General features: G+C 68.4%; 13 protein-coding genes. 7 read left to right on the top strand and 6 right to left on the bottom strand.

All coding sequences use genetic code 11. The features are described 5' to 3' along the window. Window positions 1-21: 21 nt before the first annotated feature. Together BS69_RS0107435 and BS69_RS0107430 are read left to right on the top strand one after the other, a co-directional pair. Window positions 22-768 (top strand): c-type cytochrome, encoded by a 747-nt coding sequence (locus tag BS69_RS0107435; protein WP_051676618.1) that lies wholly within the window; start codon window positions 22-24, stop codon window positions 766-768. Between the two features lies 1 nt (window position 769). After that, window positions 770-1,237 (top strand): DUF1801 domain-containing protein, encoded by a 468-nt coding sequence (locus BS69_RS0107430; protein ID WP_051676617.1) that lies wholly within the window; start codon window positions 770-772, stop codon window positions 1,235-1,237. Here the strand turns inward: BS69_RS0107430 and BS69_RS0107425 are convergent. Together BS69_RS0107425 and BS69_RS14685 are read right to left on the bottom strand one after the other, a co-directional pair. Continuing rightward, complete coding sequence (locus BS69_RS0107425; RefSeq protein WP_029941330.1) at window positions 1,198-2,082, bottom strand: LOG family protein; 885 nt, start codon at window positions 2,080-2,082, stop codon at window positions 1,198-1,200. The two genes, BS69_RS0107430 and BS69_RS0107425, sit on opposite strands and share 40 nt — an antisense overlap. A gap of 61 nt (window positions 2,083-2,143) precedes the next feature. Further along, a complete protein-coding gene (locus tag BS69_RS14685; protein WP_169738073.1) occupies window positions 2,144-3,454 on the bottom strand; it encodes a DUF4118 domain-containing protein in 1,311 nt (436 codons plus the stop codon). 153 nt (window positions 3,455-3,607) lie between these two features. Between BS69_RS14685 and BS69_RS0107415 the strand changes: the two genes are divergently transcribed. Next, the gene (locus BS69_RS0107415; RefSeq protein ID WP_084184365.1) at window positions 3,608-5,533 is read left to right on the top strand and encodes a potassium transporter Kup; all 1,926 of its coding nucleotides are present in this window, start codon (window positions 3,608-3,610) and stop codon (window positions 5,531-5,533) included. A gap of 37 nt (window positions 5,534-5,570) precedes the next feature. On the opposite strand, the gene sdhA is transcribed toward BS69_RS0107415, so the two are convergent. From sdhA to sdhC, 3 genes are read right to left on the bottom strand one after another with little or no spacing between them, the layout of a single operon-like run. Beyond that, window positions 5,571-7,373 carry a succinate dehydrogenase flavoprotein subunit gene (sdhA, locus tag BS69_RS0107410; protein ID WP_029941327.1) on the bottom strand — a complete coding sequence of 601 codons (1,803 nt, stop codon included), beginning with the start codon at window positions 7,371-7,373 and terminating at the stop codon, window positions 5,571-5,573. Then, window positions 7,373-7,804 carry a succinate dehydrogenase, hydrophobic membrane anchor protein gene (gene sdhD, locus BS69_RS0107405; RefSeq protein WP_051676616.1) on the bottom strand — a complete coding sequence of 144 codons (432 nt, stop codon included), beginning with the start codon at window positions 7,802-7,804 and terminating at the stop codon, window positions 7,373-7,375. The genes sdhA and sdhD overlap by 1 nt, the downstream gene beginning before the upstream one ends. Next, window positions 7,801-8,211, bottom strand: a complete 411-nt coding sequence (gene sdhC, locus BS69_RS0107400; RefSeq protein ID WP_084184363.1) for a succinate dehydrogenase, cytochrome b556 subunit — start codon at window positions 8,209-8,211, stop codon at window positions 7,801-7,803. The genes sdhD and sdhC overlap by 4 nt, the downstream gene beginning before the upstream one ends. Window positions 8,212-8,389: 178 nt before the next feature. On the opposite strand from sdhC, the gene BS69_RS0107395 reads away from it, so the two are divergent. Genes BS69_RS0107395 through BS69_RS0107380 form a run of 4 tightly spaced genes read left to right on the top strand, consistent with a single transcriptional unit; the run spans window position 8,390 to window position 12,241 of the window. After that, window positions 8,390-9,715 carry a methyl-accepting chemotaxis protein gene (locus BS69_RS0107395; RefSeq protein WP_029941324.1) on the top strand — a complete coding sequence of 442 codons (1,326 nt, stop codon included), beginning with the start codon at window positions 8,390-8,392 and terminating at the stop codon, window positions 9,713-9,715. A 54-nt stretch (window positions 9,716-9,769) separates the two neighbouring features. Next, window positions 9,770-10,468 (top strand): SDR family NAD(P)-dependent oxidoreductase, encoded by a 699-nt coding sequence (locus BS69_RS0107390; RefSeq protein WP_029941323.1) that lies wholly within the window; start codon window positions 9,770-9,772, stop codon window positions 10,466-10,468. Then, complete coding sequence (gene bla, locus BS69_RS0107385; protein ID WP_037504431.1) at window positions 10,458-11,366, top strand: subclass B3 metallo-beta-lactamase; 909 nt, start codon at window positions 10,458-10,460, stop codon at window positions 11,364-11,366. Before BS69_RS0107390 ends, bla begins: the two co-directional genes overlap by 11 nt. Beyond that, on the top strand, window positions 11,363-12,241 hold the full coding sequence (locus BS69_RS0107380) for a 50S ribosomal protein L11 methyltransferase (RefSeq protein ID WP_029941321.1): 879 nt from the start codon (window positions 11,363-11,365) through the stop codon (window positions 12,239-12,241). The genes bla and BS69_RS0107380 overlap by 4 nt, the downstream gene beginning before the upstream one ends. Before the next feature lie 66 nt (window positions 12,242-12,307). Here the strand turns inward: BS69_RS0107380 and BS69_RS0107375 are convergent, their stop codons facing one another. After that, window positions 12,308-12,628, bottom strand: coding sequence for a UrcA family protein (locus tag BS69_RS0107375; RefSeq protein ID WP_029941320.1), 321 nt, complete (start codon window positions 12,626-12,628; stop codon window positions 12,308-12,310). Between the last annotated feature and the right edge of the window lie 55 nt (window positions 12,629-12,683).

Raw genomic sequence — 12,683 nt, 5'->3', positions numbered from 1 at the left:
GATCGGACCCAAAAGACCCACATGAAGGACAATAACAACACCATCGCCGGCTGGGTGCTGTTTGCCGGAATCGTCGCGCTGGGCGGAAGCCTGGCCGCGGGCACCTACTTCAAGGCCGAGCGGCCGGAGAAGATGGGCTATCCGATCGCCGGCGTGGTCGAGGAAGGCGCCGGCGGCGCCGAGGCCGACAAGCCGATCGAATTCTACCTCGCCAGCGCCGATCCGGCGAAGGGCGCCGAGGTGTTCAAGAAGTGCCAGGCCTGCCACACGATCAACCAGGGTGGCGCCAACGGTCTCGGCCCGAACCTCTATCACGTCATCGGTGAGCCGGTCGGCCAGGGCCGTGGCTTCGCCTGGTCCGACGCCCTGTCGGGCAAGGGCGGCAACTGGGACTTCGCCACCCTCAACGAATGGCTGAAGAGCCCCAAGACCTTCGCGCCGGGCACCAAGATGACCTTCGCGGGTCTCAGCGCCCCCGAGGACCGCGCCAACGTCATCGCCTATCTCAACCAGAACAGCCCGTCGCCGCTGCCGATGCCGGCGGCCCCGGCGGCTGGCGAAGCGCCCGCGGCTGGCGCTCCGGCCGACGGTGCGGCGGGCGACAAGGCCGCGGCCGAGGCCGACGATGCCAATGCCCAGAAGGCGGCCAATGAGCCGGTCCTGACCGAGCAGCAGGCGGCCAAGGGCGGCATGGCCAATGTCCGGGGCGAAGGCGCTCCGAACGTCAGCGCGGCGGGCACCACCGCGCCGCCGGCCCCCAAGAAGTAAGGTGAGCGAGGGCGGCGACAGCGCTGCCCTCCTCGACACTCTCGCCGCTGCCCTGCCGCCCGAACGGGCCGAAGCCTTGCGGGCGGCCTATGCGCTGGTCCGTAGCACCATGCCTGCGGGCTATGAGGAATCGGTCAGCGGGCGGATGATCTGCTGGTCGGTCCCGCTCGCCCTTTATCCCAAGACCTACAACAAGCAGCCGCTGATGTTCGTCGCCCTGGCGACGACCAAGGGGCATAATGCGCTGCATTTCCCCTTGCTCTACATGAGCCCCGCCCATGACGCGGCGTTTCGCGCCGCTTATGCGCAAGCGGGCCAGAAGCTCGACATGGGCAAGGGCTGCGTCCGCTTCGTCAGCGCCGAAGGGCTCAACGAAGCGGCCATCACGAACGCGATCCGGCCGGTCGGGGTCGAGGACTTCCTCGCCGCCTACGAGCGGGCGCGCAGCGGCTCGTCCTCGCAGGCATAGGTGTCGCAGACCTTGGCCCAGCCCTCTTCGGCGGTCTCGCACCAGGTCAGGAGGTCGAGGTCCCGCTCGGAGATGACGCCTTCCTCGACCAGCGCCTCGAAGTTCACCACCCGCTCCCAGAATTCGCGTCCGTAGAGCAGGATCGGCAGCGGCCGGACCTTGCCCGTCTGGATGAGCGTCAGCAGCTCGAACATCTCGTCGAAAGTGCCGAAGCCGCCCGGGAAGACCGCCACCGCGCGGGCCCGAAGCAGGAAGTGCATCTTCCTGAGCGCGAAATAGTGGAACTGGAAGCTCAAATGCGGGGTAACATAAGGATTGGGCAATTGCTCGTGCGGAAGCACGATGTTGAGCCCGATGCTCTCCGCCCCGACGTCCTCGGCGCCGCGGTTGGCGGCTTCCATGAACGAGGGTCCGCCGCCCGAGCAGACCACGAAGTGGCGCTTGCCCTCGTCGTCGCGCTCGACCTGGCTGGCGAGCCGCGCAAGCTCGCGGGCGGTCTCGTAATAATGCGACTTGGCCTTGAGCCGCTCGGCGATCAGCTTTTCCTTGTCGGTCCGCGCGGCGTGAAGCACGGCATCGGCCTTGGCGGGCTCGGGGACCCGCGCCGAGCCGTAGAAGACGAAGGTCGAACCGATCTTCTGCTCGTCGAGCAGCAGTTCGGGCTTCAGCAGCTCGAGCTGGAAGCGGACGGGCCGCAGGTCGGGGCGAAGCAGGAAGTCCTTGTCCTGGAACGCGAGCGTGTAAGCCGGGTCCTCGGTCTGCGGGCTCGACGGGATGTGCTTCGCGGCCTCGGCGTCGACCTTGGCTTCGGGGAAGATGCGCTTCGGGGGGATGGGATCAGTCATAAGCGGCGAGCCCTTAGCCGAGCCCTCGTGACTTTCCCAAGGAATTCGTTTGTGGCGGCTGTCAGTCGGTGCCGGCCAGGGCCGGAGTTTCGCTAGCCAGCCGGTAGCCGACTGCGGGCTCGTTGATGATCAGCGCCGGGTGGGCGGGATCGGCCTCGAGCTTCTGGCGAAGCCCGCGTACGGCGACGCGCAGATAGTCGGTGTGCTTCTCCTGCGCCGGACCCCACACCGCGCGGAGGAGGTGGGCATGGGTCAGCACGCGGCCGCGATGCTTGGCGAGCTCGGCCAGGATCCCGAATTCCTTGGGGGTCAGCCGGACCGCCCGCCCGCCGCGGCTGACGCTGCGCTGGAACAGGTCGATGGTGACGTCGCCGATGCTGACCGGGCGCTGCGGTTCGTCGCTCCCGAGGTCGGCAAGCCCGGTGAGGTAGCGGTCGAGCTTCGCGCCGGCGGCGTCGATCTCGGACAAAAGCTCGCGCCGCGCCTCACCCTCGCGGCGGAGCTGGCGCGAGGCGTCGGTGATGGCCTTGAGCGGCGGACGAAGGTCGTCGCCGATGCTGGCCAGCAACGCCGAGCGGACCCGGTCGCGCTCGCGGGTGCGGGCAAATTCCTGCGCGTCGCGCTCGAGCCGGCTGCGCTCGAGCGCCAGCGCGACCTGATCGAGCAGGCTCCCGAGCAGCGCGAACTGGTCGGCGACCACGGCCGGTGCACCGTCGTCGCGGGCGAGCCCGGCGACCGCGAGCACCGTCTCGCCAGAGCGGATCGGGTGGAATTGCCATTCGACCGGAAGCGCCCGGTCGAGGCCGCGGCCGGCGGGCTGGCCGGTGTCGAGCACCAGCCCTGCGGTCGCGATGTCGCTGGGGGTGAGCTGCACGCCCGGGGGGCTGCTGCCGAGCAGGCGCGCCGGCGGGCCGCCGACCAGCACCGCATTGCCGCCGAACACCTTGGCGAGCTCGACGGTGGAGGCAGCAAGGACATCCTCCTCGCTGGTGCAGCCGAGGAGACGACGGGCAAGGCCCGCGATGGTGGCGTTGCGCTCGGCATGGGCGCGGGCGGCCTCGGCCTCGCGGCGGACGGAGGCGGCGAGCTGGCTGGTGACCAGGGCGACCCCGAACAGTACCAGCACGGTCGCGAATTCGGTCGGATCGTCGATGCGCAGCGACAGGCGCGGGGCGGTGAAGAAGAAATTATAGGCCAGGGTCGAAGCCGCCGCCGCGAGCAGCGACGCGCCCCGCCCACCCCGGATCGCGGCGACGATGACCGCGGGCAGGAACAGCAGGTCGACCGCGGAGGTGCCCCAGCGCGGGGCGATGACCAGCCCGAGCAGGGTAACCGCAGCCACCATGAGCAGGGCTTCGAAATAGCGGCGCAACGCAGGCACTCCGGCTGTCCAGTGTCGCTCGACTAGGTGCGCCTGCCCGGCGACTTCGTCGAGGGGGAAGGGGTCGATCTCACGCCCTTCCTTCATGGGGAGCACATATAATCCACATGGAAACTTAATGCGGCCCGCGCCCATCTGCCGGCGATGGCCATCACCGTCTCCAAGCCCGTGCCCGTCGCTTCCCCCGCCGCGGACGGTGGCGCCGACCAGCATCGCAGCCATTCGCTTCCGGCACTCATGCTGGGCGCGGTCGGGATCGTCTATGGCGATATCGGGACTTCGCCGCTCTACGCGATGAAGGAGACCTTCGTCGGCGCGCACCCGCTGGCGGTCGATCCCGTCCACATCTTCGGGGTGATCAGCCTCGTCTTCTGGTCGCTGATGCTGGTCGTCACCGCCAAATATGTGTTCGTGGCGATGCGCGCCGACAACAAGGGCGAGGGCGGGTCGTTCGCGCTGCTGGCGCTTATCTCTCGAACGCTGGGCGAGAAGCGGTGGACCGCGGCGCTGGTGACGCTCGGCGTCCTCGCCACGGCACTCTTCTACGGCGACGCGATGATCACGCCCGCCATCTCGGTCCTGTCCGCGGTCGAGGGGCTGGCAGTGGTCAACCAGGGATTCGCGCCTTTGGTGGTGCCGATCGCGATCGTCATCCTGATCGGCCTGTTCTTCGTCCAGTCCTACGGCACCGCGCGGGTCGGCCTGCTGTTCGGGCCGGTGGTGCTGGTCTATTTCGCGGCGCTGGCGGCACTTGGCATCGCCAACATCATCGACCAGCCGCAGATCCTCGGCGCGCTCAGCCCGCATCATGCGCTGGCCTTCTTTCTCTACGATCCCAGGCTGGCCTTCCTTGCCATGGGCTCGGTCTTCCTCGCGGTGACCGGCGCCGAGACGCTCTACGCCGACATGGGCCATTTCGGGCGGCGGCCGATCGCTTTGTCGTGGCTGACGCTCGTCTATCCGTGCCTGATGCTGAATTACATGGGGCAGGGGGCGCTGCTGCTCGGCCATCCCGAGACCGCCACCAATCCCTTCTTCTACATGGCCCCCGAGTGGGCCCGCCTGCCGATGGTGCTGATCGCGACCGCAGCGACCATCATCGCCAGCCAGGCGGTGATTTCGGGCGCGTTCAGCGTCACCCACCAGGCAGTCCAGCTGGGTTTCCTCCCGCGGCTGCATACCAAGCACACCAGCGCCCGCGCCGCCGGGCAGATATACATTCCCGCGGTCAACTGGACCCTGCTCGTCATGGTCCTTCTGCTGGTGATCGGGTTCAAGGAATCGACCGCGCTCGCCGCCGCCTACGGCATCTCGGTCAGCGGCACGATGCTCATCACCACCGCAATGCTGGCCGTGCTCATCTTCCAGGTGTGGAGGTGGAATCGCTGGCTGTCGTGCCTGGTGATCGGCCTGTTCGCGGTGGTCGACGCGATCTTCTTCGCCTCGAACGTGACCAAGATCCTCGACGGTGGCTGGTTCCCGCTGTGCGTCGCGGCGGTCATCTTCACCGTGCTGACGACCTGGGCGACCGGCCGCGCGCTGATGCGCAAGCGACTGGCGGCTGACGCGCTACCGCTGGCGGTCTTCACCAAGTCGGCGAAGAGCGTTCACCGGGTGAAGGGGACCGCGGTGTTTCTCTCGACCTCGGCCGATTCCGTGCCCTCGGCGCTGCTCCACAACCTCAAGCACAACCAGGTGCTCCACGAGCGGGTGCTAATCCTCAACGTCAAGGTCGAGGACGTGCCCCATGTCGCGCCCGAGAAGCGGCTCGAGATCCATCCGGCCGAATCCGGGTTCTTCCGGGTGATCCTCCACTATGGTTTCATGGAAGAGGTCGACGTCCCCGCCGACCTTGCCCGCATCACCCAGTGCGGCGCGCCCTTCAGCATGATGAACACGAGCTTCTTCCTCGGCCGCCAGAAGCTGGTGGCAACGCGCGAGGAAGCGGGGATGGCGCTGTGGCGCGAACGCCTGTTCGCGTGGATGATGAAGAACAGCGAGAGCGCGATGGAGTTCTTCAAGCTGCCGACCAACCGCGTGATCGAACTCGGCAGCCAGCTGCGGATCTGATCCTCCCGCCGGACGGCGACGGGAGGTCAGGGCCTGATCAGTACACGCGGGCCTTGGGCTTGATGTAGCTGATCTCGTCGGTGAGCGTGTAATCGTGGACCGGGCGGTAATCGAGCCGGACGTTGCCGCCCTTGCCGCCCCAGCCGTCGAACCAGGCGACGGTGTGCTTCATCCAGTTCGCGTCGTCGCGATCGGGGAAGTCCTCATGCATGTGCGCGCCGCGGCTTTCCTTGCGGTTCGCGGCGCTGTGCATGGTGACGAGCGCCTGGGCGGCCATGTTGTCGAGCTCGAGCGTCTCCACGAGGTCGGTGTTCCAAACGAGGCTGCGATCGGTGACCCGGACGTCGGCGAGGTTGCGATAGATGGCGTCGATCTTCTCCACGCCCTCGGCAAGCGTGCGTTCGGTCCGGAAGACGGCGCAATCGGCCTGCATCGTGCGCTGCATCGCGAGCCGGATCTGCGCGGTCGGGGTGCTGCCCTCGGCATGGCGGAAGTGGTCGAGCCGTCCGAGCGACAGCTCGGCGCTGTCAGCCGGAAGCGGCTTCTGCGCGGCCCCGGGTTTGAGGATCTCGCCGAGGCGAAGCCCGGCCGCGCGGCCGAACACCACGAGGTCGATCAGGCTGTTCGAGCCGAGGCGATTGGCGCCGTGGACGGAAACGCAGGCCGCTTCGCCGACCGCGAACAGGCCGGGGACGATGCTGTCCGGATTGCCGTCCTTCAGGGTGACGACTTCGCCATGATAGTTCGTCGGAATGCCGCCCATGTTGTAGTGGACGGTCGGGGTGACCGGGATCGGCTCGCGGGTCAGGTCGACGCCGGCGAAGATCTTGGCGGTCTCGGTGATGCCCGGCAGGCGCTCGGCGAGGATCTTCGGGTCGATGTGGTCGAGGTGAAGGAAGATATGGTCCTTTTCCTTGCCGACGCCGCGGCCCTCGCGGATCTCCATCGCCATCGAGCGGCTGACGACGTCGCGGCTGGCAAGATCCTTCGCGCTCGGCGCATAGCGCTCCATGAAGCGCTCACCTTCGGAATTGGTGAGATAGCCGCCTTCGCCGCGCGCGCCCTCGGTGATGAGGACGCCGGCGCCGTAGATGCCGGTCGGGTGGAACTGGACGAATTCCATGTCCTGGAGCGGCAGGCCGGCGCGAAGCACCATCGCATTGCCGTCGCCGGTGCAGGTGTGGGCGCTGGTCGCCGAGAAATAGCAGCGACCATAGCCGCCGGTCGCGAGCACCACGGCCTGGCTGCGGAAGCGGTGGATCGACCCGTCTTCCATGCACAGGGCGACGAGGCCGCGGCACTCGCCCCCCTCCATGATGAGGTCGAGGGCGAAATATTCGACGAAGAAGTCGGCGTCGTAGCGCAGGCTCTGCTGGTAGAGCGTGTGCAGCATCGCGTGGCCGGTGCGGTCGGCGGCGGCACAGGTGCGCTGCGCGGCGGGCCCCTCGCCCATGTTCTGGGTCATGCCGCCGAAGGCGCGCTGATAGATGCGCCCGTCCTCGGTCCGGCTGAACGGCATGCCGGCATGCTCTAGTTCATAGACCGCGGCCGGGGCCTCGCGGGTCAGATACTCGATCGCGTCCTGGTCGCCGAGCCAGTCGGAGCCCTTGACGGTGTCGTACATGTGCCAGGTCCAGTGGTCCGGACCCATGTTGCCGAGGCTTGCCGCGATGCCGCCCTGCGCGGCAACGGTGTGGCTGCGGGTCGGGAAGACCTTGGTGACGCAGGCGGTCTTGAGGCCCTTTTCGGCGGCACCCATGGTGGCGCGCAGGCCCGCGCCGCCGGCGCCCACCACCACGACGTCGTAGACATGGTCGATAATCTGGTAGGCGGCAGACATCAGGAAGCGGCTCCGAAAGCGAGACGGGCGAGGGCGAACAGCGCGAGCGCGCCGGCCCCGACATGGAGGAAGAGGCTGACGACGTGCCAGGTCAGGCGACCGCCCTCGTCACCCTGATAGTCGTCGACGATGACCTTCACGCCCTCGAGGCTGTGCTCGAAGCTGAGATACACGAGGAGCGCCATCGGCACGAAGCCGAACGGGCCCGACAGCCAGGCGGCGAGGGTCGAGGGCGACAGGTCCGGCAGCAGCAGCAGCGAAACGAGGAACCAGCTGCCGAGCAGTAGCAAAGCGGCCGAAGAGACGCGCTCCTTGATCCAGTGCTCGCCGCCGTGGTGCGCCGAGCCGAGCCCGCGGACCCGGCCGAGCGGCGTCTTGCCCTCGGGAACGGCATTGCGCTCGTGGCGCCCGAGATTCTTGGGACCGGTCATGCGCCCTTCCCCAGCAGGAGGGCCCAGAAGAGCGCGGTCAGCAGCAGCGAACCGACGATGGTCGCATAGGCCATGGTCCGGTTGGTCTTGAGCTCGAAGCCCGCGCCAGTGTCCATGACGAGGTGGCGAATGCCCGACAGCGTGTGCTGGAAGAAGGCCCAGGTCAGCGCGACCAGGCCGAGCTGGATCAGCGGAACCGGCCCGGCCTTCCAGCCGAGGAAGCCCGCGAAGGTCGCATAGGCCTCGGTCCCGCCCGACAGCGCGAGCAGCCACCAGGTCAGCAGGATCAGCCCGCCGATGGTCAGCGCGACGCCGGTCGCGCGGTGGAGGATGGAGACGACCATGTGCGGCCCCCACTTCCAGATGGTGAGGTGCGGCGAAAGCGGCCTTGCTGTGTTGCGCGCCATGAGACCCTTCGATTGCTCCGGCTTGGGACGGCAGGTGGATGTGTGCGCTGCACCTAGGACGCGCGGCTTTGCGAGGCAAGGCGAAGCGGCACGGCCGTTCGGCCTAACCGGCTCTTAACCAATGGCGACTAGTCAAGCTCCAGACCACGCAAACCGCGGATTGGGAGTAGAGTTGACGATGCCCGCTACCGAAGCCACGCACCAGCGCCGCCTCCGGGCCTTCGATCCCGCCGGTGACCTTCCGGCCCGCGCCGCCGCCTTGTGGAGCTCGGTCCAGGGCCATGAGCGCGACATCGCCCGCAAGTTCTGGCAGCGCTATCGCGAGCATGGCGGCGACCAGCAGGCGTTCGGCGACGCCAAGCTCGAGCAACTGGTCGAGCGGATCCTGCCCTACCTGCGCAACAAGTTCCTCCGGCTGACCGAAAATGGCTGGGTCAACACCGCCCGCGGCTATGTCGAGGACGCGATGGCCGCCAACGTCTCGCTGACGACGCTGCTGGCGGGCCTCTCGGGCGAGGCCGAGGCGCTGACCACCGCGATGCGCGAGACCTTCACCGACAGCGACGAGCGGGCCGCCGCCGCGCGCACCATTCACGAGATGAACATGGTCGAGATCGACGTGTTCGTCGCCCACGCCATCCACTGGCAGCAGCAGAGCCACGACAAGGAGCGCCAGGCCAAGGCGGAGGAGTTCAACCGCCGGGTGGTCGCCAGCGTCGCCCGCGCGTCGAGCGACAGCGACATGCTGCGCGGCCAGGCCAGCGCTACCGCCGCCGCTACCCGCGGCATGCTCGGCAAGACCAGCGAAGTCGCCGCCGCCGCCGAGCAGTCCGCCGTGGCGATGCGCGAGGCCGCGCATACGGCCGCCGGGCTCATCCGCGCGATCGAAGACGCCCGTTCGGAAGTCGAGACCGCCGCCGACGTCGCCAGCCGCGCTGGCGACCAGGCGAGCCAGGCGGTCAAGGTTAGCCAGGCCCTTTCCGCCCATGTCGAGGCGATCGAATCGATCCTCGGCCTGATCCGCGACATTGCCGGCCAGACCAACCTCCTGGCCTTGAACGCCACCATCGAGGCGGCGCGCGCGGGCGATGCCGGCCGCGGCTTCGCGGTGGTCGCACAGGAAGTGAAGAGCCTCGCCAGCCAGACGGCGCGTGCGACCGACGACATCACCGCCAAGATCTCGGCGATCACCGCGGCGACGCGCCAGACGGTCGATGCCAACAGCTCGATCCAGGGCACGGTGGAGGAGGTGCAGACCAGCGCCGACCGCATCCGCCAGGCGATGGAACTGCAGGCGCAGACCGTCACCATGATTACCGCCGCGGTCGACGAGACCGCGCTCGCCGCCGACTCGATGAGCTCGACCATCGCGGCGATCCGCACCGACACCGAGAATGTCGCCCGCGACATCGACGGGGTCGAGCAGGGCTTCGGTCGCTTCTCCGAGCAGATCGGCGAATTCAAGAGCGCGACGGCCGAGTTCATCGCCAAGTTCGCGGCGTAAACGCGCGACAACGAGCTGTTGCGTGCATCTGGAGGTGGTGACACAGCCACCCCCATGAACATTCTTCTGACCGGCGCGAGCCGGGGGATCGGCAAGGCGGCGCATGACGCCCTGATCGCCGCTGGGCACAAGGTCCTCGGCACCTCCACCAGGGGCGGTGACGGACTCGTCGCCGCCGATTTCGCCGACCCGGCCGCGGCGTCGCGCTGCTGGACCGAGGCGGTCGAACGGCTCGGCCGGATCGAGGTGCTGATCAACAATGCCGGCATCTACGAGGCGATCGCCGACGACGCCGCCGAGTCCACATGGCAGGCCGCCTGGGCCCGCACCATGCAGGTCAATCTCCAGGCCGCGGCCGACCTCAGCCAGCGCGCCATCGCCCATTTCCGCGAACATGGCGGGGGCCGGATCGTCAATGTCGTCAGTCGGGCGGGCTATCGCGGCGATTCGCCCCAGCACTGGCATTATGCGGCGTCCAAGGCAGCGCTGGTCGCGGTCACCAAGACCATCGCGCGCGGCTATGCGGCCGAGGGCATTTTCGCTTTCGCGGTCGCGCCCGGTTTCACCGTGACCGAGATGACCGAGGAATATCTCGCCAGCCGCGGCGGCCAGAAGATCCTTGCCGACATCCCTCTCGGCCGGGTTGCGAGCGCGGCCGAGGTGGGCGAGACGATCCGCTGGCTGGCGACCGACGCGCCCGCCAGCGCGACCGGCAGCGTCATCGACGTCAATGGAGCCAGCTATGTTCGCTAAGACCGTGCTCGTGGCGCTGGCGGCGGCGCAGATCACCATTCCGCTCGGCGGGGCAAAGCCGGTCGAGAAATTGCCCGCCCCGATCGCGGTCGCGGGCCCGGCCTTCGCGCGCGTCTGTCGCGGCAGCGACGACTGGGACAAGCCCGCGCCCCCGATCCGCCTCCACGGAAACACTTATTATGTCGGGACCTGCGGGATCGCCGCGATCCTGATCACCGACAAGGATGGCGACATCCTGATCGATACCGGGACTGAGAAGGGGGCGGACCTCGTCGCCGCCAATATCCGCCGGTTGGGCTTCCAGATGGGCGACGTGAAATACATCCTCCACAGCCACGAGCATGTCGACCATGTGGGCGGCATGGCGCGGATGCAGCAGCTGACCGGGGGCGAGGTCATCGCCTCGGCTGCCGCCGCGGCCGCCTTTCGGACCGGGCTGGTCGCCGATGACGATCCCCAGCGCGGCGTCATCGATCCCGTGCCGCGGGTCCCCGTCGCGCGGACGGTGAAAGACGGCGACACGGTGCGGGTGGGTGCGATCCAGCTCACCGCCCACGCGACCCCCGGCCACACCGCCGGAGCGCTTAGCTGGAGCTGGGTGAGCTGCGACGGCGGGGTCTGCCGGAGCTTCGTCTTCGCCGACAGCCTCAGCCCGGTCAGTCGCGACGACTATCGCTTCACCGATCACCCCGAGCTCGTCGCCGCCTTCCGGTCGAGCATCGCCAAGGTCGCCGCGCTCGACTGCGACATCCTGCTGACCCCGCACCCTTCCGCGAGCAACATGGCCGCGCGCTTTGCCGGGACCGCGCCACTGTTCGATCCCAAGGGCTGCGCCGACTATGCCGCCGCCAAGACCCGGCAACTCGACGAGCGGCTTGCGAAGGAAGCCACCAAGTGAGCTGGCGCGTCACCATTCCCTGCAATCGCGCCGAGGGCGAGGCGATCGGCGCGATGGACGATCCCTTTCCCGATCATCCCAATCCGCCGGTGATCGTCGCCGACGAGCCCGACGAAGATCGCCCCGACGAGTGGGTGATCCATGCCTATTTCGAAGAAGAGCCCGGCGAGGCCGACCTTGCGGTGCTGCGGCGGCTGGCGAGCGGTGAGCCGAGCGTCGCGCAGCTCGAGGACGAGGACTGGGTGACCCGCAGCCAAGCCGGGCTCGAGCCGATCCGCGCCGGTCGCTTCCACGTCCATACCCCCGCCCATGCGCCCGATCCGGGATCGATCAACTTCCTGATCGATGCCGGGCTCGCCTTCGGGACCGGCCACCACCACACGACCAAGGGCTGTCTCGAGGCGCTCGACCGGCTCGAACGCGCGGGCAGGAACTTCTCGAATATCGCCGACATCGGCACCGGCACGGGCCTGCTTGCCTTCGGGGCGATGCGGCTGTGGCCCGAAGCGCTCGCCATCGCCACCGACATCGATCCCGTCAGCATCGACGTCACCCGCGACAATGCCGTGTTGAACCGGGTGCCGCTGGGCGAGGGGAAGGGTGCACTGGCGCTGGCCGTTGCCGACGGCATGGGCCATCCCGCGCTGGCCGAGCGCGCGCCCTTCGACCTCCTGATCGCCAACATCCTCGCTGGTCCGCTGATCGAACTCGCCGAGGATTTCGTCGCCGCGACGGCGCCGGGCGGCACCATCCTCCTCGCGGGCCTGCTCGACACCCAGGCCGATGCGGTCACCGAGGCCTACACCCGCCGGGGCTGCCGGCTGGTCGAGGGCGGCCAAGGCGAGTGGCGCGTGCTCGTGCTCGAGCGCACCTGAGCCCAAACGAGAGGAGCGCCGCCGGCTGGTGCCGGGCGGCGCTCCCAGATCCCGAAGGAGTGAGGCTTAGCGCGCCGCGAGGCGCGGGCTGAGTTCGTTGAGGCGCGGGGTGACATCGGCCCAGGCCTGCGCCGCGCACTTGTTGGCGTCGGTCGGCTCGGCGACCGAGAAGCGCTTGGGATCGCACAGGCTGTCGATCGCCATGCCGACCCGGTTGCGAAGCGCCGCGCGGCCCTCGGCCGAGGCGAGCTGGAGATCCCCGTAGGCGACGGCGCGCTGGTTGTCGGCGAGGACCCGGTCGGCCTTGATGACGAGGGTTCCGGCAGGCTCGGCGCTGACCGCGGTCGAGGCGAGCAGGGCGGCGGAAGCGATCAGGAAAGCGCGCATGGATGATCTCCTCGAACGGTTGTCACCGTCCAGAAATCATAACGTCACATTTCTG

The sequence above is a fragment of the Sphingomonas astaxanthinifaciens DSM 22298 genome (assembly GCF_000711715.1).
Classification (GTDB): Bacteria; Pseudomonadota; Alphaproteobacteria; order Sphingomonadales; family Sphingomonadaceae; genus Sphingomicrobium; species Sphingomicrobium astaxanthinifaciens_A.
This window is presented reverse-complemented; position numbering and strand designations above follow the sequence as displayed.